General features: G+C 64.4%; 17 protein-coding genes and 2 pseudogenes. 8 read left to right on the forward strand and 11 right to left on the reverse strand.

The annotated features are described in order from the left end of the window. Positions 1-20 precede the first annotated feature (20 nt). On the forward strand, positions 21-776 hold the full coding sequence (locus BLT86_RS11665; protein ID WP_092376839.1) for an SDR family oxidoreductase: 756 nt from the start codon (positions 21-23) through the stop codon (positions 774-776). 48 nt (positions 777-824) lie between these two features. Here the strand turns inward: BLT86_RS11665 and BLT86_RS11670 are convergent. Beyond that, positions 825-1,386 (reverse strand): annotated as a pseudogene (locus tag BLT86_RS11670) (substrate-binding domain-containing protein); the annotation flags it as partial. Positions 1,387-1,416: 30 nt separating this feature from the next. Further along, a pseudogene (locus tag BLT86_RS11675) lies at positions 1,417-2,166 on the reverse strand (substrate-binding periplasmic protein). Positions 2,167-2,324: 158 nt separating this feature from the next. Here BLT86_RS11675 and BLT86_RS11680 point away from each other — a divergent pair. The 3 genes from BLT86_RS11680 to BLT86_RS25930 all read left to right on the forward strand — a co-directional run bounded on the left by BLT86_RS11680 (position 2,325) and on the right by BLT86_RS25930 (position 4,692). After that, entirely contained in the window at positions 2,325-2,762 is a 438-nt protein-coding gene (locus tag BLT86_RS11680) for a MerR family transcriptional regulator (protein WP_092376842.1), read from the forward strand. 192 nt (positions 2,763-2,954) lie between these two features. Further along, positions 2,955-4,190, forward strand: a complete 1,236-nt coding sequence (locus BLT86_RS11685) for an NADH:flavin oxidoreductase/NADH oxidase family protein (protein WP_092376844.1) — start codon at positions 2,955-2,957, stop codon at positions 4,188-4,190. A gap of 328 nt (positions 4,191-4,518) precedes the next feature. After that, on the forward strand, positions 4,519-4,692 hold the full coding sequence (locus tag BLT86_RS25930) for a hypothetical protein (RefSeq protein ID WP_167377322.1): 174 nt from the start codon (positions 4,519-4,521) through the stop codon (positions 4,690-4,692). A gap of 349 nt (positions 4,693-5,041) precedes the next feature. On the opposite strand, the gene BLT86_RS11690 is transcribed toward BLT86_RS25930, so the two are convergent. The 7 genes from BLT86_RS11690 to pap form a co-directional block, all read right to left on the reverse strand. After that, the gene (locus BLT86_RS11690) at positions 5,042-7,087 is read right to left on the reverse strand and encodes a pyridoxamine 5'-phosphate oxidase family protein (protein ID WP_092376847.1); all 2,046 of its coding nucleotides are present in this window, start codon (positions 7,085-7,087) and stop codon (positions 5,042-5,044) included. Between the two features lie 52 nt (positions 7,088-7,139). Next, a complete protein-coding gene (locus BLT86_RS11695) occupies positions 7,140-7,766 on the reverse strand; it encodes a glutathione S-transferase family protein (protein WP_092376849.1) in 627 nt (208 codons plus the stop codon). 147 nt (positions 7,767-7,913) lie between these two features. After that, a complete protein-coding gene (locus BLT86_RS11700; RefSeq protein ID WP_092376852.1) occupies positions 7,914-8,804 on the reverse strand; it encodes a LysR family transcriptional regulator in 891 nt (296 codons plus the stop codon). Continuing rightward, entirely contained in the window at positions 8,801-9,724 is a 924-nt protein-coding gene (locus BLT86_RS11705) for a LysR family transcriptional regulator (protein ID WP_092376854.1), read from the reverse strand. Before BLT86_RS11705 ends, BLT86_RS11700 begins: the two co-directional genes overlap by 4 nt. Before the next feature lie 63 nt (positions 9,725-9,787). Continuing rightward, entirely contained in the window at positions 9,788-10,408 is a 621-nt protein-coding gene (locus tag BLT86_RS11710; protein ID WP_092376858.1) for a LysE family translocator, read from the reverse strand. A 124-nt stretch (positions 10,409-10,532) separates the two neighbouring features. After that, complete coding sequence (locus tag BLT86_RS11715; protein ID WP_092376861.1) at positions 10,533-11,720, reverse strand: thiolase family protein; 1,188 nt, start codon at positions 11,718-11,720, stop codon at positions 10,533-10,535. A 206-nt stretch (positions 11,721-11,926) separates the two neighbouring features. Then, on the reverse strand, positions 11,927-13,414 hold the full coding sequence (gene pap, locus BLT86_RS11720; protein WP_075748994.1) for a polyphosphate:AMP phosphotransferase: 1,488 nt from the start codon (positions 13,412-13,414) through the stop codon (positions 11,927-11,929). 134 nt (positions 13,415-13,548) lie between these two features. On the opposite strand from pap, the gene mnmC reads away from it, so the two are divergent. After that, entirely contained in the window at positions 13,549-15,510 is a 1,962-nt protein-coding gene (mnmC, locus tag BLT86_RS11725; RefSeq protein ID WP_092376864.1) for a bifunctional tRNA (5-methylaminomethyl-2-thiouridine)(34)-methyltransferase MnmD/FAD-dependent 5-carboxymethylaminomethyl-2-thiouridine(34) oxidoreductase MnmC, read from the forward strand. A 396-nt stretch (positions 15,511-15,906) separates the two neighbouring features. Here the strand turns inward: mnmC and BLT86_RS11730 are convergent, their stop codons facing one another. Continuing rightward, on the reverse strand, positions 15,907-16,800 hold the full coding sequence (locus BLT86_RS11730; protein WP_092376867.1) for a DMT family transporter: 894 nt from the start codon (positions 16,798-16,800) through the stop codon (positions 15,907-15,909). Positions 16,801-16,949: 149 nt separating this feature from the next. On the opposite strand from BLT86_RS11730, the gene BLT86_RS11735 reads away from it, so the two are divergent. The 3 genes from BLT86_RS11735 to BLT86_RS11745 all read left to right on the forward strand — a co-directional run bounded on the left by BLT86_RS11735 (position 16,950) and on the right by BLT86_RS11745 (position 20,721). Further along, on the forward strand, positions 16,950-18,866 hold the full coding sequence (locus BLT86_RS11735) for a DEAD/DEAH box helicase (protein WP_092376869.1): 1,917 nt from the start codon (positions 16,950-16,952) through the stop codon (positions 18,864-18,866). Between the two features lie 20 nt (positions 18,867-18,886). Then, entirely contained in the window at positions 18,887-19,429 is a 543-nt protein-coding gene (locus BLT86_RS11740) for a LysR family transcriptional regulator (protein ID WP_092380402.1), read from the forward strand. Positions 19,430-19,536: 107 nt separating this feature from the next. Beyond that, entirely contained in the window at positions 19,537-20,721 is a 1,185-nt protein-coding gene (locus BLT86_RS11745; protein ID WP_092376871.1) for an MFS transporter, read from the forward strand. A 226-nt stretch (positions 20,722-20,947) separates the two neighbouring features. Here the strand turns inward: BLT86_RS11745 and BLT86_RS11750 are convergent, their stop codons facing one another. After that, positions 20,948-21,481, reverse strand: coding sequence for a cytochrome b (locus BLT86_RS11750; protein WP_021490214.1), 534 nt, complete (start codon positions 21,479-21,481; stop codon positions 20,948-20,950). Positions 21,482-21,605: the final 124 nt, after the last annotated feature.

The following is a 21,605-nucleotide window of genomic DNA, read 5'->3' on the forward strand; positions in this document are numbered from 1 at the left end:
CCCATGAGAGGATTTTTACCATGACCAAGATCGCCATCGTAACCGGCTCCAGCCGTGGCCTCGGCCGCAACACTGCGCTGAATATCGCGCGTCAGGGCATCGATGTCGTCGTCACCTATCACAGCCAGGCCGACACCGCACAGGCCGTGGTTGCCGACATCCAGGCCCAGGGACGCAAGGCGGTCGCTCTGCAGCTCGACGCAGGCGACGTCAGCACCTTTCCGGCCTTCGTACAACGCCTGCGCCAGGCACTTAACGAGACCTGGCAACGCGATAGTTTCGACCACCTGATCAATAACGCCGGCCATGGCGACATGGCCTCGATTGCCGACACCACTGAAGCGCAGTTCGATGCCCTGGTGAACGTGCATTTCAAAGGGGTGTTCTTCCTCACCCAGGCGTTGCTGCCACTGATGGCCGATGGCGGTCGTATCGTCAATATCTCGTCCGGGCTGACCCGCGTGTCCTATCCCGGTTTCTCCGCCTACTCGGCGGTCAAGGGCACAGTGGAAGTGCTCAGCCTGTACATGGCCAAGGAGCTGGGCAGCCGGGGTATCGCAGTCAATACAGTGGCGCCCGGCGCCATCGAAACGGATTTCCTGGGGGGAGCCGTACGTGACATGCCGGACCTGAACAAGGTGTTCGCGGACATGACGGCGCTGGGTCGGGTCGGCGTGCCGAACGATATCGGCCCGATGATCGCCAGCCTGCTCGGCGAGCAGAATCGCTGGGTCAACGCCCAGCGCATCGAGGTATCCGGCGGTCAGGCGATCTGATCGCCCCGCTGCGACCGGACAACCCGGTCGCAGCGATATCCGCACGCCCTAGCCACGCGACGGTTGCCCAGCCATGCGCGCGTATCAGCTCCAAATAGCGCCGCGCGCCCAGCCCGTGTGGCCGGTTGCTGCTCCAGACGATATCCACCCACAGACGCAGCTGGTTGGCCATGTTGTCGAAGGCCACCGCCCGCAAGTTGCCCGACTCGATAAGGGCGGCAACCAGCGGATGCGGCAGATACGCCCAGCCGAGCCCGACCTGCACCAGATTGAGGGTGGCCAGGTCGCTGTCGGTGAGCCACAGGTGATGAGACAGAATCATCTGTGGGTCGGTCGCCGACGGTGAACCGGCCGCGACGATGATCTGCCGCGCCTCGACCATCCCTTGCGCCTCCATCCGCCTGAGGTAATCCGGTGCCGCTACCGCTGTCAGTCGCTGGCTGCCGGCTTCGAGAAAGTTTTCCCGCTCATCGATGCCGGGGCGCTCGAACACCAGCGCCAGGTGGACACTGCCTTCGTGCATCAGGCGCACGGCTTCGGCCTGCGAGGCGGAGCGCACCTCGACCTCCAGCAGGGGGAATTCGTTCGCCAGGTCGATCAGTGGCGCAGACCTGGCCATCGATCAGGGCGTTTCAGCCGGTCACTGATCGTCGCGACGTTCGTAGCGGCGCTGGATACGTGTCAGCTCACCCGTATCACGCAGATGCTCCAGCGCTCTGGCCCAGTTGGCGACCAGATCGTCGTCGCTGTCGCGGCTGAAGGCGATATACAGCGAGGAGCGATACAGCTCGATGAGCACCCGCCTGAGGGTGCCCGGGGCAATGCCAAGTAGGCGACTGTAGTAGGCCACGCCGGCATCGGTGTCGCCGATGATGACCTCGGTACGACCGGCCAACAGCATGCGGTAGAGCTGCTCGCTCTCCGTTGCGCTCGTGTCGAGGTTGTCGAACCCCATCGACGCCAACATCGTTGGCACCAGGCCGGCGTGCCGGGTGGTTATGCGCGGGGCATTCAGCAACTGCTCCAGCGTGTGGATCGGCTGCGCTGCAGCGGCCAACTGGTAGGGGTAGATGGACTCCTCGGCGATGGGCCCGACCCACTTGAATTAGGACTCGCGCTCTGACGTGCGAAACATCGAGTACATGATGGTTCTGGGCTGAGTCTGCAGGACACGAGAGGCACGCATGCTGGGTCTCATCCTGATCTCGAAGTCGTCGCCGGTCAGCGCCATGATGGCCCGCACCACTTCCGTGGCCATGCCGGTGATGTGCTCGTTCTCCCGGTAGTTGTAGGGTGCCCACTCCTCGGTGACGAGCTGATACGTCTCGGCCTTGGCAAGCGCCCCCATCAGCAGGCAGAGCAGCGCGGCGATGAGTATCGAGTGCTTCACGGGCTGTACCTGCTGGAGGGGATGCGATTCAAGAGCGGCTCTGATCAGGGTGGCTCGGCAAGCATAGACGCTATGCCAATGTTGCAGCCTCATGGCCAGAGCCGAAGGTTAAAGTTAACCTTGAGCTCACCACACTCCTGCCACGGTGATACACCCAGATGAAGATCGGCGAACTGGCGCAACGCACAGGCCTTGCGGCCTCGCGCATTCGCTTCTACGAAAGTATCGGCCTGCTCAAGCTGGTGCAGCGCCAAGCCAACGGCTATCGCAGTTACCCGGAACAGGCTGTGCTGGTGCTCAACCTGATCACCACCGCACAGCAGGCCGGCTTCAGCCTGGACGAGTTGCGCGCCCTGCTGCCGCAGGATCTGGCGCAGTGGGAACACGGCAAGCTGCTCGATACCCTGCAGGCAAAAGTGAAGGACATCGAAGCGCTGGAGCAGCGCCTGGCACAGAGCAAGGCGCACCTGCTGGCACTGATCGACGAGATCGAAAGCAAACCGGACGATATCGACTGCGCCACCAACGCCAAGCGGGTGCTGTCGAAGATGAACCTGGGCGAGCCGAGCGAGACGCCCAAGCGCGCGAAGAAATAAGCGAGTGCTCGCTATATCCGTAGGAGCCAGCTTGCTGGCGATCTGCTTGAAAGCACAAAGCATCGCCGGCAAGCCGGCTCCTACGAAAAGCGTTGGCGGCGCGGCCACGCTTCGACGTCGCGTGCGAAACCCATTGACATTAAAGTGAACTTTAAAGTTAAGGTCACCTCTGGCTCAACCGAGGAAGCCCCCATGACCCTGTTCGATCCCCTTGTCCTGCCCAACGGTTCGACCCTGCCCAACCGCATTGCCAAGGCGGCGATGGAAGAGAACATGGCGGATGCCGACCACGCACCGTCCGAGCATCTGATGCGCCTCTATCAGGCCTGGGCCGAGGGCGGTGCCGGCCTGCTCATTTCCGGTAACGTGATGGTCGACAGCCGCGCCATGACCGGCCCCGGCGGCGTGGTGCTGGAAGACGACACGCACCTGGCCCGATTCGAACGCTGGGCACGTATCGGCCGCGGCAAAGGGGCGCAATTCTGGCTGCAGATCAACCATCCCGGCCGGCAGATGCAGTCCAACCTGGGCCAGCCAACCTGGGCGCCTTCGGCCGTAGCGCTGGAGCTGGGCAACTTGTCCAAGCGTTTTGCCACGCCGCAGGAAATGACCCCGGCGGTGATTCAGGACGTGATCGAGCGCTTCACCCGCACCGCGCAGTTGGGCGAGCAGGCCGGCTTCACGGGCGTGGAAATCCACGCGGCGCACGGCTACCTGCTCAGCCAGTTCCTGTCGCCACTGACCAACCAGCGCAACGACCAATGGGGCGGCTCGCTGGAAAACCGCGCGCGCCTGCTGTTGGAGATCGTCAAGGCGGTGCGTGCCGTGGTGTCGCCGGGCTTCGCCGTGGCGGTCAAGCTCAACTCGGCAGACTTCCAGCGCGGCGGCTTCAGCGCCGAGGACGCGCAGCAGGTGGTACGCCTGCTCGACGGGCAGGGCGTGGATCTGGTCGAGTTGTCCGGTGGCAGCTACGAAGCGCCGGCCATGCAGGGCCAGGCCCGCGATGGGCGCACCCTGGCGCGCGAAGCTTACTTCCTGGAATTCGCCCGTGAGATTCGTGCGGTGGCGAGCATGCCAGTCATGGTCACCGGCGGCATCCGCCGTGCACCGGTTGCACAACAGGTGCTGGATAGCGGCATCGAGATGGTCGGCATCGGCACGGCCCTGGCCATCGACCCGAACCTGCCGCGCGACTGGCAGCTCGGCCTCGGCAGCGCTCCCCAGCTGCCGCCGATCACCTGGAACAACAAGGTGCTGGCCTCGCTGGCGAACATGGCGGTGGTGAAGTACCAGCTGCACCAACTCAGCCAGGGCCGGGACTCCCAGCCCGGCGTATCACCCTTGTGGGCGCTAGTGACGCAGCAGGTGAAAGACCTCTTCCGTACTCGCCAATATCGCCGTCGGATGGCGCGGCGCGCGGTGCGGTAAGCCCCCAGGAACCTCGGGTTTCAGCAGCCCGGCCAACCTGCGGCGCATGTTCAAGGCGCTGACCGGGTTGACCCCTGCGCAATATCGCCAGCAGTACGGGCGTCAGTAATACACAGAGACTTGAAACTGGGTTTCCTGCCAATTCTCATCACTGAATATTTCAAGATGATTCAAAACGTCCCAGAAAGGAAACGACAAAACGAAAATCTCACCGTTCGTTGCATTAAAAGAACAGTCCTTTGCCAAATCCCCGGTTTAATAAGCTTGCTAACGAGGCGTATAAACGAACTGCGACATTTAGCCGCATTCGTATTACGAGGAGACAAGCATGAACGTGATCGTGCATGAACGTGACAGCGAACATCTTTCCCGTGAAGCCCGTGCCATGGGGATGGTGGCCTGGGATGTGATCCAGAATGGAGAGCTGGTCGGTATCTTCCCGTCCCAGGACGAAGCCGATGCCTACCGCAAAGCGCTGGAAGACGCGCAGCCGCAAGGATAAGCAGAGGCTGTTGCCGTTTCGATCGAAACGGCAACAGCTTCAGACAAGCGCTCAGCCCAGCGCACCCTGCGCCCTCAGCCGAGCCACCGAAACTACCCCGCCAGCAGGCCGCAAGCCCCGACAATCGCTCGACGGCCAATAACGCAGGCACCGCACCACCTGCTGCCAGAACCTCGAGCGTTCAGGTGCATACCTCGGCAACTCGCGCGGCAGTAACAACTGCGATGCCAGATAGCCGACCTCCATTTCGTCGTGCTCGTGACTCCCAGGCGAGCTGCGTGCATCGCCTGCTTCAACATCAGCCCAGACGTAACGACGTTCAGATCGAATGTTCATCAGTTCGGCCCTCTTACAGATCAAGTACCAGGGGCTGCACGCCATCTTCACCCTGTGCCGGCACCGCGCAGCAGATCAGCACACTATCGCCTTCCGGCAGCTCGGCTGGCGGGGTCGGGTAATGCACCTGGCCGCTGATCAGGCGCGTCTTGCAGGTGCCGCAGGAACCGCCACGGCAGCTGAATTCGGGCGTCAGGCCACGGTTTTCCGCCAGTTCCAGCAGGCTGCCACTGCCCGGCGTCCACCGCGCCTCCTTGCTCGAAGTGGTGAAGTACACCGGCACTGGCTCGGTTGCCGCTGGCGGCTGCACGAAGGTCGTCACCTGCCCATTCGTGCGACGCTTCAGTGTCGAGGGGCCAAACGCCTCGGCGTGGATGCGTGCATCGGCGATGTTCAGATCGCGCAAGCCATCGTAGATCGCCTGGGTAAAGGCGGCCGGGCCGCACAGATAGAAGTCGTAGTCGTCGAACGACAGCGCCGCCTTGATCTGCGCCAGCTCGATGCGCCCGTGCTGCTCGTAGTCGCGCCCGAGTACTGCGCCCTGCTCCGGCGCACTGAGTGCACGGTGAATCTTTAGCAAACCACCCGCGCGTTGAACCAGCTCACGCAGCTCCGACTGAAACGGCAGGTCGCCCAGCGTCCGCGCGCCCTGGAAGAAATGGATGCGCCTGCCCTGCCCCAGCGCCACCTGCTCGCGCAGCATCGACAGCAACGGCGTGATACCGACGCCGGCACCGATCAACACCAGCGGGCGGTTGCTGTCACTGTTCAGGGTGAAGCTGCCCAGTGGAGGACGCACCTCCAGCACATCGCCGACCTGAACCTGTTCGTGCAGATGCCGCGAAACCACACCCTGCGCCTTGACGCTGATACGCAGTTGGCCGTCCGACGGCGCGCTGGACAGGCTGTAGGTGCGCAGCAGGGTGTCGCCCGTGGCGGTGGTGATGCGAATCGGCAGGTGCTGACCGGCGGCAAAGCGCGGCGCAGCGCCCTGCTCCGGCGCGAGCACGAACGAGCGAATATCGCTGCTCTCCTGCTGCAGGCTGAGCACGCGGCAGCGCTGCCACTGGTTGCGCTGCTCTCGTTCGCGCAGGCGCGCATCGGTTTCTGCCCAGGTGCCGGTCATCAGGCTGGTCGGCGCATATTCTTCGAAGGCCCAGCGCAGCGAAGTCGCGGCCGGGCGCAGCACCACCTGCTCGACGTCGAAGGTCCACAGCCGCTCGGCGCCTTCGAAGAGGTTGATCAGCGGGCTGTCGAGGATGATCTCGGCACGGCCGCCCAGTTGCAGAACGTCGCCCGTGGCGAACTCGACGAACAGCAGGCCAGCACGCGGATTGACGCTGAGGTTGCCCAAGGTGTTGAAGAACAGGTTGCCGGCGTAGTCGGGGATGGTCAGGCGATTGCCCTCTACCCGCACGAAGCCGGCACGCCCACCACGGTGCGAGACATCCACCGAACGGCGGCCATCGTCATGCTCGACGTAACTGGCAACGAAGAAGGTGTCGGCGCTACGGATCATCTCGGCAGTGCGCGCATCCAGCTCGGTCGCCTCCAGGCGTTCGACGCCCCGCTCGGGTACGCGGCGGTAATGGCGCAGCTGGATGTACTGCGGGCAGTTGCCGAAGGAATGCTCCACGGTGATGTCCAGACGCTGTGCCGAGGCCTGATGAATATGCCCGTTGATGCGATTGCGCCGCCGCGAATGCAGCTCGATGCCAAGCAGGCCGATGGCCTCGCCGCTGCCCAGACCGGGAGTGGCCGGATCGAGCGGGTCGAGCGCCATGGCGGCGAGGTCGAACGACAGGTGACGTGGATCGGGCGAGGTGACGAAACCTTCTTCGCCTTCGATAAAAGTGGCCCAGGGCTGGCCACTGCCGTCCACCGAAGCGGCGATCATGAACGGCAGTTGCTGGCAGAACTCGCGATGCTGATCCGGCATGTAGTCGCGGATCACCTTCTGTCCGAGCACTTCCATGCGTTCGCCGACGCCGACCTTTTCCTGCAGTTGCTTTTCACCGGCATGCCAGGGCGAGTGCCGATGGCTGGGGAGCTGTTGCATGTTCTGCCCTCCACGAAAGAAGCCGCCGGGTAAACCGGCAGCTAACGGTGACTCAGGCTTGCAGACCGACGGCAGTACGCGGCATCGGCACGAAACCCGGCAGTGCCTCGATGCGGGCCAGCCAGGCGCGGATGTTCGGATAGGGTTCCAACGAGACGTTGCCCTCCGGCGCGTGGGCAATGTAGGAGTAGTTGGCGACATCAGCGATGCTCGGCTTGTCGCCGGTGAGGAATGGGGTTTCGCCCAGCTCGCCCTCCATCACGGTGAACAGCGCATGAGCACGGTTGATCACTTCTTCGGTGTTGAACGAGTAGCCGAATACGGTAACCAGGCGCGCGGCAGCAGGGCCGAACGCGACCAGGCCAGCAGCCACCGACAACCAGCGCTGCACACGGGCAGCAGCAGCGGGCTCCTGCGGTAGCCAGTCGTCATTGCCGTAACGCTTGGCCAGGTAGACGAGGATGGCGTTGGAGTCGCTGATGATGGTGCCGCCGTCATTGATCGCCGGTACCTGGCCGAAGGGGTTGATAGCCAGGAACTCCGGCGTCTTGTGCTCGCCCTTGGCCAGATCGACGAAGATCAGCTCGGTGGGTAATTGCAGCAGCGAGAGCATCAGCTCGGCGCGGTGAGCGTGGCCGGAACGAGGGAAGTTGTACAGCTTGATGGCGGGACGGGACATGGCGATGACTCCTTCGAGCGTGATTGGATAAGGTCACCGCGAGACGACTGGCCTTCGCGACGATGGGGCCATGTTCGCCTCATCCAACTCGGAGAAGAATCACCACTCAAGGCAATCCACTATTTCATTTTCTGCAACTCAACCGGATCACGCCCGAAACGCCGGATGGGCACGCAGACGCGGCACGGCGAAGTCGAGGAAGCTGCGCACCCGCGCTGCAGCCCGGCGCCCTTCGCGGTAGTACAGCTGCACCGGCACGGGCGCTGCGGCGAAGTTTTCCAGCACCGCCTGCAACTGCCCACTCTGCAACTCCTGATAGGCCTCGTAGCTCAGGCAGCGGGTCAGGCCAAAACCGGCGAGCGCCGCGCGGATCGCGGCCTGCGGCGTGCTGCAGGTCAGCCGTGGCGCGAGCTTTACCGCGCCGTCCACAAAGCGCCATTCCCCCGCATGACCGGTCGAAGAACGAGCGATGGTGCGATGCGCGTGCAACGCCTGCGGGTTGGCGGGCCAGCCCCAGCGCTGCAGATAGGCAGGTGCCGCACAGACCAGCGGTCGCGCCCATCCCAACGGCACGGCGAAACCGGACGAACTGGGCAGATGGCCGACCACCACGGCCAGGTCGATGCCCTCCTCCAGCAACCTGGGCGGCTCTTCGCGCGCCAGGGTGGCCAGGCTTACCTCGGGAAATTCCGCCAGGTAGTCGACCGCGATGGGGGTTAGCACCTGATGCGTCATCAATAGCGGCAGGGCCAGGGTCAGTTGTCCGACGGGGTTGGCGTGCAGGCCGGTCACGGAGCGCTCGGCCTCCTCCACCCGCTGCAGGATGCGCTGGCAACTGTCGGCGAAAGCGGTACCCGCCGCGCTCAGGCTCACACCGCGCGGCCCGCGCAGAAGCAGGGTGCTGTCCAGACGACTCTCCAGTGCAGCCACGATGCGCATCACCGTGGCCTGCGACAGCTGCAACTGCCGAGCAGCAGCAGCCAGGCTGCCCGCCTGGGCCACGACGAGAAACACCTGCATCTCGCGATGAGCGTTCATGAAACAGGCGCTGCACCGGCCGCGCGCAGGGCTGGGTCGGCACGAAAACTGGCAGCGCAGTGGTCAACGAAGGTGCGCACCTTGGCCGAAACCTGGCGACCGCCCTGGTGAATGATATGCACCGGCAAGGCCGGCGGCTCGAACGCCTCGAGCACCAGCTCGATCTCGCCGCGCGCCACTGCGGCCGCCACCTGGTAGGACAGCACGCGGGTATAGCCCCAGCCCAGGCGCGCCACGCTGATCGCTGCCTGGTTGGAGCTGACGGTGAAGCGCGGTTGCGGCATGAAGCCGAACGGGCCGTCCGCGCCGACGAACTGCCAGTGCGACAGCAGGGTGCTGGCGCTGGACATGACGATGGGGGCATCGCGCAACTCATCCGGGTGGCGCGGGCGCCCGACGCGGTCGAGAAAATCTGGCGAGGCGCACACCACCGGACGAATCTGCCCGACCTGCAACGCCGGGTGATCGCCCTCGGGCAGCGAGCCGATGCGCACGGCCACGTCGATGCCCTCCTCCATCATGTTCACCACGCGGTCGACCAGCAGCGCATTGACCTCCACGTCCGGGTGGATGTCGAGGTAATGGGCAATACGTGGAATCAGAAACAGCTCGCCGAACATTACCGGCGCTGTCACGGTGAGCCGCCCACGCGGGCGCACACTGCCACCGGCGGCCAGCTCCTCGGCCTCTTCCAGTTCCAGCAGGATGCGCCGGCAGTCCTCGACATAACGCTGGCCAGCCTCGGTCAGGCGCAGGCTGCGCGTGCTGCGGGCCAGCAGCAGCGTGCCGAGACGTGCCTCCAGCGCGGCGATGGCGCGAGTGACGCTGGGCGGCGAAATGCCCAGCAGCTTGGCGCCACCGGCGAAGCTCTCGGCTTCGGTCACCGCCAGCAGCACTCTCATTTCCTGAAACCGATCCATCGTCACCGCCTGCTGTTCTGTTGCACCGACGCAGCGTACCTCATGACGAGGCCACGTCCGGAATCAGCGCCGGCTCAGGGCCAGACGCGCGGCAAACAGAACGAAGATCAGCCCCGTGCTGCGATCCATCCACTTGATCACCGCCTCGCGCCGCAACCAGTGACCGAGCGGCTGGGTAGCACCGATCAGCAACAGCGCCCAGACCAGGCTGAGTGCCACGTGAATGCCCACCAGGCCGAATGTCCAGGCGATCAGCGGCTGCCCCTGCGGGATGAACTGCGGCAGGAAAGACAGGTAGAAGATCCCCACCTTGGGGTTGAGCACATTGCCCAGCAGGCCGCGCAGAAACCAGTTGGCATCAGGTGTGCCGCTCGCCTGCGCTGGCGCCAGCGAGGTACGCGGGCGCAGCAGCATGTTCAGCCCGAGCCAGGCCAGATAGGCCGCACCGCAATACTTGAGCAGGTTGTAGCCGAATTCGGAAACCGCCAGCAGCGCGCCGAGGCCGAAGGCCACCGCCGCGCCCCAGAGCAGGCAGCCGGCATTGATGCCCAGCGCCGCGCGAAACGCCTGCTGCCGGCCTTCGACAGCCGCGGTACGCAGCACCAGCGCCGTGTCGATCCCCGGCGTCAGGGTCAGCAGCGTGGCCGCCAGGGTGAAGGCGATCAGGTTTTCGGCAAAGGGCATTGGCAGGCGCTCCGTTCACAGGGCAGAGCGCAAGTATAAACAGCGCACCGTTCAAACCGTAGGGTGCGCCGCGCGCACCGCCAACTACCGGGAAACCACCCGGTGCACGCGGCGCACCCTAGGTTTAGCCGCGATACGCCTCGAACAACCCGGTAGCGCCCATGCCGCCGCCAACGCACATGGTGACGATGCCGTAGCGCAGCTCGCGGCGCTGCAGCTCGCGCACCAGGTGGCCGGCCTGGCGCGAGCCGGTCATGCCGAATGGATGGCCGATGGAAATGGAGCCGCCATTGACGTTGTATTTCTCGTTGTCGATCTCGAGCGTGTCGCGGCAGTACAGGCACTGCGAAGCGAAGGCTTCGTTGAGCTCCCACAGGTCGATGTCGGCCACGCTCAGGCCCTTGGCCTTGAGCAGTTTGGGCACCGAGAACACCGGGCCGATGCCCATCTCGTCCGGCTCGCAACCGGCCACGGTGAAGCCGCGGAAATAGGCTTTTGGCTTGAGGCCAAGCTCCAGCGCTTTTTCCAGGCTCATCACCAGGGTCATCGAGGCGCCGTCGGACAGTTGCGAAGCATTGCCGGCGGTGACGCTGCCAGCCGGGTCGAATGCCGGTTGCAGCTTGGTCAGGGATTCCAGGGTGGTGTCCGGGCGGTTGCAGTCATCGGCCTCGACCACGCCGTCGACGATCTTCTTCTCGCCAGTGGCCTTGTCTTCCACCTGATACTTCACCGTCATCGGCACGATTTCGTCAGCGAACAGACCTTCGGCCTGGGCCCGCGCGGTGCGCTGCTGGCTTTGCAGGGCATAGGCATCCTGGGCTTCGCGGGTGATGCCGTAGCGGTTGGCGACGATCTCGGCGGTCTTGCCCATGGGGTAGTAGATGCCGGGGTTGTCCTGCTGCAGCAGCGGGTTGAACAGGTTGTCCATGTTCATGCTTTTCAGGGTCATGGTGATGGACTCGACGCCGCCGGCGACGATGATGTCGCTGCAGCCGGACGCCACCTGGTTGGCGGCAATGGCGATGGCCTGCAGGCCCGAGGAGCAGAAGCGGTTGAGGGTCATGCCCGCCACCGGATTACCCAGGCGTGAGAGCACGGCGACGTTGCGGCCGATGTTCATGCCCTGCGCACCCTCGTTGGAACCGGCACCGACGATGCAATCATCGACCAGCTTCGGGTCGATGCCGCTGCGCACCAGCAGCGCATCGACGCAGTGAGCGGCCATGTCGTCCGGCCGGGTCATATTGAACTTGCCGCGGAAGGACTTGGCCAGGCCGGTCCGGACGCTGTCGACGATCACCACTTCACGCATGACGCACCTCGTTGTTATTGGATGGCGAATGGCATGAAGATAAATCCAGCCCATCCCTGGGCGCGAGCATCATTGATCTGGCGTATACGGGTCGATGCCGGGACATAGCCCGGATGCACTCCGGCACGATACAAAAGCATCGCGGCTAAAGCCCCTCCCACGGCTTCCCTGTAACCTGTGGGAGGGGCTTTAGCCGCGACAAGACATCAATCCCTGGCGAACGCCGCCTCGATGGCCTCGTTGATGGTGCGCAGCACCTTGACCCGGGCGAAGCGCTTGTCGTTGGCCTCGATCAGCGTCCAGGGCGCGATCTCGGTGCTGGTGCGGTCGACCATGTCACCCACCGCATCGCCGTAGTCGTCCCACTTATCGCGGTTGCGCCAATCCTCTTCGGTGATCTTGAAGCGCTTGAACGGGATCTGCTCACGCTCCTTGAAGCGCTCCAGCTGCGTCTGCTGGTCGATGGCCAGCCAGAACTTCACCAGGATCACCCCGGCATTGGTCAACTGCTCCTCGAAATCGTTGATCTCGCCGTAGGCACGCAGCCAGTCGGCCTGGCTGCAGAAGCCCTCGACCCGCTCCACCAGCACACGCCCATACCAACTGCGGTCGAAGATGGTGAACTTGCCGCGCGCCGGGATGTGCCGCCAGAAGCGCCACAGATAGGGCTGTGCACGTTCTTCCTCGGTCGGCGCAGCCACCGGCACGATGCGGTATTGGCGCGGGTCGAGGGCGCCGGTGACGCGACGGATGGCGCCGCCCTTGCCGGCTGCATCGTTACCCTCGAATGCCGCGATCAGGGCGTGCTTGCGCATGCGCTTGTCGCGCATCAGGCCCGACAGGCGCGCCTGCTCGGTGGCCAGCTGCTCCTTGTAGTCGTCCTTGCTCAGTGCCTGGGTCATGTCCAGGCTGGCCAGCAAACCGCGATTGTCCAGACTGGAAACAAGCGGCGCAGCATGCGGTTGCAGCTGGGTACGCTGCGGACTGGCCAACGCCGCCTGCAAGCCTTCGAGCAGGATGCGCCCGACGGTGAGGCTGCGGTAATAGTGATCGACGCCCTCGACCACATACCAGGGCGCATAGTCACGGCTGGTGCGGCGCAGCACACGCTCGCCGTAGCGCACGAACTTGTCGTAGGTCTTCGATTGCTGCCAGTCCAGCGGGCTGATGCGCCAGCTGTGCAGCGGGTCGTCCTTGAGCGCTTCGAGCCGCGCCTTCATGTGCTGCTTGGACAGGTGAAACCAGAACTTGAAGATCAGCGCGCCTTCATCGCAGAGCATGCGCTCCAGGCGCTCGGCACCGTCGATGGCCTGGTCAAGCACCGCGTCCTTGAACTTGCCGTGCACCCTGCCCTGCAACATCTGGCTGTACCAGTTGCCGAAGAACACGCCCATGCGTCCCTTGGGCGGCAGCTGGCGCCAGTAGCGCCAGGCCGGCGGCCGCGCCAGCTCTTCGTCGGTCTGTATATCGAAGGTGCTGACCTGGATTAGCCGCGGGTCCATCCACTCGTTGAGCAGTTTCACCGTCTCGCCCTTGCCGGCGCCCTCGACGCCGTTGATCAGTACGATCACCGGAAAACGCGCCTGCTGCTTGAGCTCGTACTGCGCTTCCAGCAGCGCCTCGCGCAGCGCCGGCTCTTCGGCCTCGAACGTGGCCTTGTCGATACTGCGGCCGATTTCGGCGGACTCAAACATAAAGCAACCTCCCTGGAACCATCCTCACAGCCTAACGGAACATCCAACGCTTTGCCCGCCGACACGCTGCCTTGTTCCAGCGCCACGACATCTGTGCACGGTAGAATCGCCGCACGATCCAGCGGAACCCAGCCATGTCAGACACCCATCACGCCCAGCTCGACTGGGACGAGCGCGGCCAGCCTCTGTCGCGCAGCTACGGCGACATCTATTTCTCCCAGGAAAACGGCCTGGAAGAGACGCGCTACGTCTTCCTCGCCAACAACGATCTGGCGGCGCGCTTCGCCGCTCTCGCCGACGGTGAATGCCTGAACATCGGCGAAACGGGTTTCGGCACCGGGCTGAATTTCCTCTGCGCCTGGCAGTTGTTCGAGCAACAGGCACCCGCTGGCGCGCGTCTGCACTTCGTCAGTGTCGAAAAATATCCGCTGCATCACGACGACCTGCAGCGCGCCCTGGCCCTGTGGCCGGAGCTGGCACCGTTCAGCACAGAACTGCTAGCGCAGTACCGCGCCATTCACCCCGGGTTCCAGCGCCTGTTGTTGGCGAGTGGTCGAGTGGTGCTGACATTGTTGATCGGCGACGCGATGGAGCAATTGCCGCAGTTGGATGCGCGCATCGACGCCTGGTTTCTCGACGGTTTCAACCCGGCGAAGAACCCTGAAATGTGGACGCCCGAGCTGTTCGCCGAACTGGCGCGGCTGTCGGCCCCCGGCACAACCATCGGTACATTTTCCAGCGCCGGTCGGGTACGGCGCGCACTGAATGAAGCCGGCTTCAAGATGAAACGCGTGCCAGGCCTGGGCAAAAAATGGGAAGTGGCTAAAGGGCAGTTCATCGGTGAGCCGCAAACCGTCGGCAAGCCCTGGTTCGCCCGCCCCGCTCGCCCCACGCAGGAAAAACACGCGGTGGTGATCGGCGCTGGTCTGGCCGGCTGCGCCACTGCCGCCAGCCTGGCAGCGCGCGGCTGGCGAGTGAGCCTGCTGGAGCGCCACGCGGCAGTTGCCTGCGAGGCCTCGGGCAATCCGCAGGGTGTGCTCTACCTCAAGCTCTCGGCCCATGGCACCGCGTTGTCGCAGTTGATCGTCGCTGGCTTCAGTCATACCCGCCGGCTGCTCGAACGCCTGCAGCGCGGTGCCGACTGGGACGCTTGCGGCGTGCTGCAGCTGGCCTTCGATGACAAGGAAGCCGCGCGCCAGGGCAAGCTGGCCGCCGCCTTCCCGGCCGATCTGCTGCACGCCGTGGGGCACGAGCAGGCCGAAGCGCTGGCCGGTATTGGTCTGCCGGCTGGCGGTCTGTTCTACCCCGACGCCGGCTGGGTACACCCACCGGCGCTGTGCCGACAACTGGTGCAACACCCATTGATCGAACTGCGCCCCTACCAGGAGGCGCTGAGCCTGAGCCGGCAGGATGACCGCTGGCGCGTCGACGGGCCGAACGGCACGCTGGTCGAAGCCCCGGTGCTGGTACTGGCCTGCGCCGCCGAAATCGGCCGCCTGTTGCCGGATGCGAACCTGCCTCTCAAGCGCATCCGTGGGCAGATCAGCCGCCTGCCGGCCAACTCGCTCAGCAGTCAACTGCGCACCGTGGTCTGCGCCGAAGGCTATGTCGCGCCGCCACGCGACGGTGAGCACACCCTGGGCGCCAGCTTCGACTTCCACAGCGACGACCTCACACCCAGCGTGGCCGAGCATGCCGGCAACCTGGAGCTGCTGCGGGAAATTTCCACGGATCTGGCCGAACGCCTGGATGCACAGACACTCGACCCAGCGACGCTGGAAGGCCGCGCCGCGTTCCGCTGCACCAGCCCGGACTACCTGCCGATAGTCGGGCCGCTGGCCGATACCGAAACCTTCACCGAGACCTATGCGGTACTGGCCAAGGACGCCCGCCAGGTGCCGGACGCGCCCTGCCCCTGGCTGCACGGCCTGTACATCAACAGCGGCCACGGCTCGCGCGGGCTGATCACGGCGCCGCTTGCCGGCGAGCTGATCGCTGCCTGGCTGGAGAACGAGCCCCTGCCGCTGCCACGTGAGGTGGCCGAGGCCTGCCACCCCAATCGCTTCATGCTGCGCAAGTTGATTCGCGGGAGTTGATCACCCAGGCAGTGATGTAGTGATGTAGGGCGTACTCGGCTTTGGCTTCCTGCGTCGCTCTACCTCCTGCATCCATGCAGTCGTCGCGTAGCAGTACGCCGTTTAAGTTTCAATGGAGCGTTTCGGTACCAGGCTCGGCATGAACCGGCGGACTGTTCGCTGGCGCTCCTGAGTCCGCCCTACACGCTGTTCCCTGGCGCTACGCGCGGCCGGCGTCCCGGTCCGCACTACGCACTGATTCGCGGGATATGGGACGGTACCGGGCATCGATCCGTTAACGTAGGGCGTACTCGCGAAGCAGTACGCCGTTTTCAGGCTTGGCATGGATCGGCGGACTGTTCGCTGGCGCTCCTGATGAGTCCGCTCTACGATGAGCAACCAGCATTTCGATCGACCCTATACCCTCGCCTCGGTCAGTACCGGCTTCGGCTTGCGAAACACCAGCACGTTGCCCAGCATCACCAAGCCCAGGCCGAGCAGCGCCGGGGGCGTCCATTGGTAGCCCTCGAGGAATACCGAGATATTCAGCGCCACCACCGGGAACAGCACCGTGCAATAAGCCGCGCGCTCCGGCCCCATGCGCCCGACCAGGGTCAGGTAGGCGGTAAAGCCGATCACCGAGCCCGGAATCGCCAGGTACAACAACGAGCCGACGTAGCGCGCGTTCCACTCGAAGGCGAACGGCGTGCCGCTGACCAGGCAGATGCCCACCAGCATCAGCGCGCCGTAGAGCATGCCCCAGGCGTTGGTGGTCAGCGGCTTGAGCCCGGCCTTCTGCTGCAGGCTGGAGAGCATGTTGCCAGCAGAGAAGAACAGCGTGCCGAGCAGCGCCAGGCCGATGCCCAGCAGGCTTTCGCGGCTGGCTTGGTGCCCAGCCAGCTCCGGCCAGAACAGTAAGCCCAGACCGACCAGCCCCAACGCACCACCGAGCAGCACGTTGGCGGCGATGCGCTGCTTGAAAAACAGCCTTGCATTGATCGCGTTCCACAGGGTGGCGGTGGAGAAGATCACCGCGATCAGGCCACTGGGTATCCACTGGCTGGCGGTGTAGAAACACAGGAAGTTGAGGCAGAACAGGCACAACCCCTGCACCAGGCAGATGCCCTGACCACGGCGATCCAGCGGCTGCAGGCGGCCGCTGAACCAGAGCATGGCGAATAGCACCAGCGATGCCAGCGCGAAGCGATAGGCGATGGAAGCGGCAACGGCCACCTCGCCCATCTGAAATTTGATGGCGATCCAGGTCGTACCCCAGATCAGTACGGTCAGCAGGTAAAGCGACAGGTTCATCGAGTATCTCCCAAGACTGAGCACAGTCTGGAAGCGATAGGCGCCAGGCGCTTGCACAAAGTTGCGCATTTATCGCTGTGCCATCACTGCCTGCCATCGCGCTGCAGGCTTTATCATGCGGGTTTTATCCGTCAGGTCATTCTCAACGCATGCTTTCTGCAGTCGCGCGCTACAAACAATTGCTGTCCAGCGCCCTCGCCCGCTACTTCCCTCACACCACCGCCTACCTGCGTGCCGAGCGCGAAGCCGCGCAGCCACGTAAACCTGCGCGCAAGCAAAGCAAGAAGAAGTCCACTGGCAACAAGAAAGCCAGCGGTCGCAAGACTGACAGCGGTAAACCCGGCCCTGCAGGGATTTACCCCGGCACCCGGCTGAAGGTCGAAGACGCTCAGGTACAGGCGATGCGCGAACGCGTGGCGCAGGCGGTGAACGCCAGGCTGATCGGCGCACCGTCGGACGAACAGTGGGCGATGATTCTCTGTCGCGCGCCGCTGGCACGCATCTTCGCCGGCGCCGGCTCGGGCAAGTCGAGCACACTGGTGCTACGTGTGGTGTTCCTGCTCTGCCACCTGGAGGTCGACCCCAAGCGACTGACGGTGATCTCCTTTACCAACGCCTCCTGCCACGAGCTGCGCGAGCGCCTGCAACGTCTGCTCGACTTCTGGCACTACCCGCACGATGCGCGCCAGTGCGTACGCACCTTCCATGCGGCCATGGCCACACTGGCCAAGGAACACCTGGGCAACCCGCGCTGGTTCGAGCAACTGGACGACCCCTGCGACGAACCGGACAACCCGCTCACCGGCGGGCGCTTGCGCCCCGCGCAGCAACGCCTGCTCAAGCAGGCCTATCAGAATGCCTACGCAGAGGACGCGCGCTTTCGCGTCCTGACTCACCGCCTGCTCAAATTGCCAGCCCCGGAGGAGCCACCAAAGGGCAAAGCCAAGGCGCCACTGGATACCTGCAAGTTGCCTGGCGAATTCGCCGCCCTGCCACTGTTCGAGCTGCTGCATGGGCAGATCGACTTCGCCGAGAGCCTGGGGATTCGTCTCGACCGCCTGGACGTGAAAGCCCTGGGCTGTTCCACGCGCGAGCGCGACTTCATCGAGGCCATGCAACGCTTCCACCAGCACTTCAGCGCCCTACTGCAGAGCCAGGGCTTGATCAGCTTCAACGGTGCCTTCGCGCAACTGAGCGAGCGCCTGCAAAACGCCGACAATGGAAAACCCGGCCCGGCCCTACTCGCCCTGAGCCACCTGCTGATCGACGAATTCCAGGACATCTCGCCGCAGATCGTGCTGTGGCTGCAGGCCGTGCATCGCCGCCTGCACGCGGCGGGCGAGCGCATCAGCCTGATGGCCATCGGCGACGACTGGCAATCGATCTACGGCTGGCGCGGCAGCTCGCCGGAGCTGTTCATCGATTTCGACCGGCACTTCCCCAGCCGTGGTCGCAGCAAGAGCAGCACCCTGCTGCTGGGCACCAACTACCGCAGCATCGAGCCGGTGATCCGCGATGGCGAAAAAGTGCTCGCTGAAGTGCACAACAAGCAGGCCAAGACCTGCGTCGCTGCCAAGGCGATGCAACCGGGCGACCATGGCGTCAGGCTGATCCAGCGTTTCGACCTGGCCAGCGACCTGCCGGCGCTGCTCAAGGAAATCACCGCGCAGTGCCAGCACGTCAGCCAGCGTGCCAACGCGGATCGCACCGCTGTGCTGCTGCTCAGCCGGCGCAACGAGCCACTGCAGCAGGTGCGCGCGCAACTGGACAAGGCGCTATCGGTCAGAGCCATGACCATCCACCGCGCCAAGGGCCTGCAGGCCGAAGTAGCGATCATCCTCGACGACTGCCTGCCGGTGGAGAAGCACCCGCTGCGCAACGCATTCTACGCCCACTGCGGCTTCTTCGCCGGCAGCTACGACCAGGCCATGCAGGACGAAGCCCGGCGCCTGGCCTATGTGGCCATCACCCGTGGCGTAAGCCGGGTGCTGTGGTACACACGCAAGGCCCAGGGCGCCACGCAATGCTTGGCAGCGAGCCGGCCAATCGCGCAAGCTTCAGGCTGATCGGTATTTCGGGCGTTTCCATGGACAAACTGCTGGCTCTGCGCACCTTCGTCGCCACCGTTCGCTGCGGTGGTTTTTCCGCTGCGGCGCGGCAACTGGGCTCTGCCATCGTCAGCGACGACGTGGTCAGCCAGCGCGTCGGCAGTTTCACGCGCTGGCTGGTGGCGAGTCCGCAGTATCTGGCACGCACCTCGCCCATCGAACATCCGGATGCACTCCAGGCGCACACCTGCCTGCAGTACGACTACGGCAGCCCGGCGCACTACTGGCGCTTCGAGCAGGACGGAACGACCTTGCAGGTGCCGGTCACGGGGAGCCTGCGCAGCAACAACGCCGATATCCTGCGTCAGGCAGCCGTGGCCGGTCAGGGCGTGGCACTGCTGTCGGACTGGCTGGTACGCGATGATGTGGACAGTGGCAAGCTGCAGCGCCTGCTGCCCGACTACGAAGTTGCCCCTGGCCCGCACGAAGGCACTATTCATCTGCTGTACCTGCCCAATCACCGGGGGTCGAAGCGCATCGCCGCGTTCAGTGAGTTCCTTCAGGCGCTGCTGCAGCGCTGAATGCCTTTGCACAGTGCGCAACGCACTGTTGCCGATTCGACGGCTTCTCCGCCTGACGTCGCCTGCCTAACCTTGCGCCTGTCGTTCCCTCTCACCGAGATCCCATCATGACTAGCCAGACCTCCTCACTCACGAGCGAGTCGCCAGCCCTGCCGCAGGCACTGGTGCTGCTGTTCGCCCTGTGCTGCGGCGCCATCGTCGCCAACCTCTACTACGCCCAGCCGATCATCGAGCTGATCGCCCCGGATGTCGGCCTCAGCGCCGAGCGCGCCAGCCTGATCGTTTCGCTGACGCAGATCGGCTATGCCCTCGGCCTGCTGTTCCTGGTGCCGCTGGCCGACCTGCTGGAAAGCCGCCGACTGATGCTGATCACCACCGCAGCCGCCCTGCTCTGCCTGCTGGCGGCGGCCTTCGCGAATCAGCCGGATGTGTTTCTTGGCCTGGCGCTGCTGATCGGTCTCAGCTCGGTTTCGGTACAAATGCTGATTCCACTGGCCGCCAACCTGGCGCCGGAGGCCAGCCGTGGCCGCGTGGTGGGCAACATCATGAGCGGCCTGCTGCTCGGCATCCTGCTGGCTCGGCCGCTGGCCAGCCTGGTAGCAGGCGAGTTTGGCTGGCGTGCGGTGTACCTGATGGCGGCCACCCTGATGCTGCTGATCACCCTGGTGATCAGCAGCATCCCGCGCCACGCTCCCAGCCACCGCGCCAGCTACGGGCAACTGTTGGCCTCGCTCATCCACCTGCTGCGCCGCTACCCGACACTGCGCCGCCGTGCGCTCTATCAGGGCCTGATGTTCGCCAGCTTCAGCCTGTTCTGGACAGTCGCGCCGCTGGAACTGGCGCGTCACCTCGGTTTGAGCCAGCAGGACATCGCCCTGTTCGCCCTGGCCGGCGCCATCGGCGCAGTCGCGGCGCCTATCGCCGGGCGTCTGGCCGATGCCGGCCATACCTGGCGCGCCAGCCTGGTGGCGCTGATCCTGGCACCACTGGCCTTCGCTCCCAACCTGTTGAGCGCCGGACTGGGCTGGATCGGCCTGGTCGTCACTGCCATCGTGCTGGATTTCGCCGTGCAGATGAGCATGGTGCTCGGCCAGCGCAGCATCTACGCACTGGAGCCGCAGAGCCGCGCCCGGCTCAATGCGCTGTACATGACCAGCATCTTCGTCGGTGGCGCCATCGGCTCGGCACTGGCCAGCCCGATCTACGAGCGCTTCGGCTGGTCAGGCGCGGCGCTACTGGCCGCCGGGTTGCCGCTGCTGGCACTGCTGGCATTCATTGGCAAGGAGAAGTGAAGGCGCCGGCGCAGTATAAAAATCGCAGGCAACAAAAAACCCGCCTAAGCGGGTTTCTTCCCAACCATCCGACATCCTGTCGGTAGCCAATCCTGACTTGGTCATCGTCCTTGATCCTCAGCGATCCGTCGCTGCAGGGGATGTGTGTAGATTAGAGATCGGCTCGCAATGGCAACAGTGGTGGTTGCCGCCAGCCCGTGTAAGCCTTTTGCCATACCACCCTGAGTCAGCGCCCGATCATTCGCGCCAGCACGTCCTCGCCGCCCTGGCGGCGATGGACGAACGCCATGGCCGCGTGACCGATGACCATGAACAGCAGCAGCCAGCCGAGGTTGCCGTGCAGCAGGCTGGCGGGCGCGATCATCCATTCGATCTTGGCGTCGCTGAAGCCGGGCATGATGGTCATGCCGAAGGCGACGAACTCGCGGCCCGAGCCGTACTGGCGTAGCAGCGCGACAAAGGGAATCACGAACAGCAGGCCATACAACGCCAGATGGCCGAAGCGTGCCAGTGTGCTGACTGGGGCCGGCCGGCGGCTGCTGTTGTACAGCGCCCAGAGCAGGCGAATCACCACCAGCACCATGAGCAACAGCCCGGTCGCCTTGTGCGTCCCCCAGAGGAATTTATCCAGCGCGCTGTCTTCCATCAGGGCATGCGCCAGTACGGTCAAGAATTGCCACCCCAGCAAAACGGCCATACCCCAGTGCAGCCAGCGTGTAACCGCACCATAGCGCTGCGCGGAATCATGCAGATTCGACATCGTGGTTCCTCTCCAATGTCATGTACGAAAACGGTGTTCGGGCCAGACGGCCGAATGCCCCATCCGAGGCAAAGACCCGCCCCAGACGCAATGGTGCCGCGCAGCAGAGCGTTGATGCGCCTAT

The organism is Pseudomonas sihuiensis (assembly GCF_900106015.1).
In the GTDB taxonomy this organism is placed as follows: Bacteria; Pseudomonadota; Gammaproteobacteria; order Pseudomonadales; family Pseudomonadaceae; genus Aquipseudomonas; species Aquipseudomonas sihuiensis.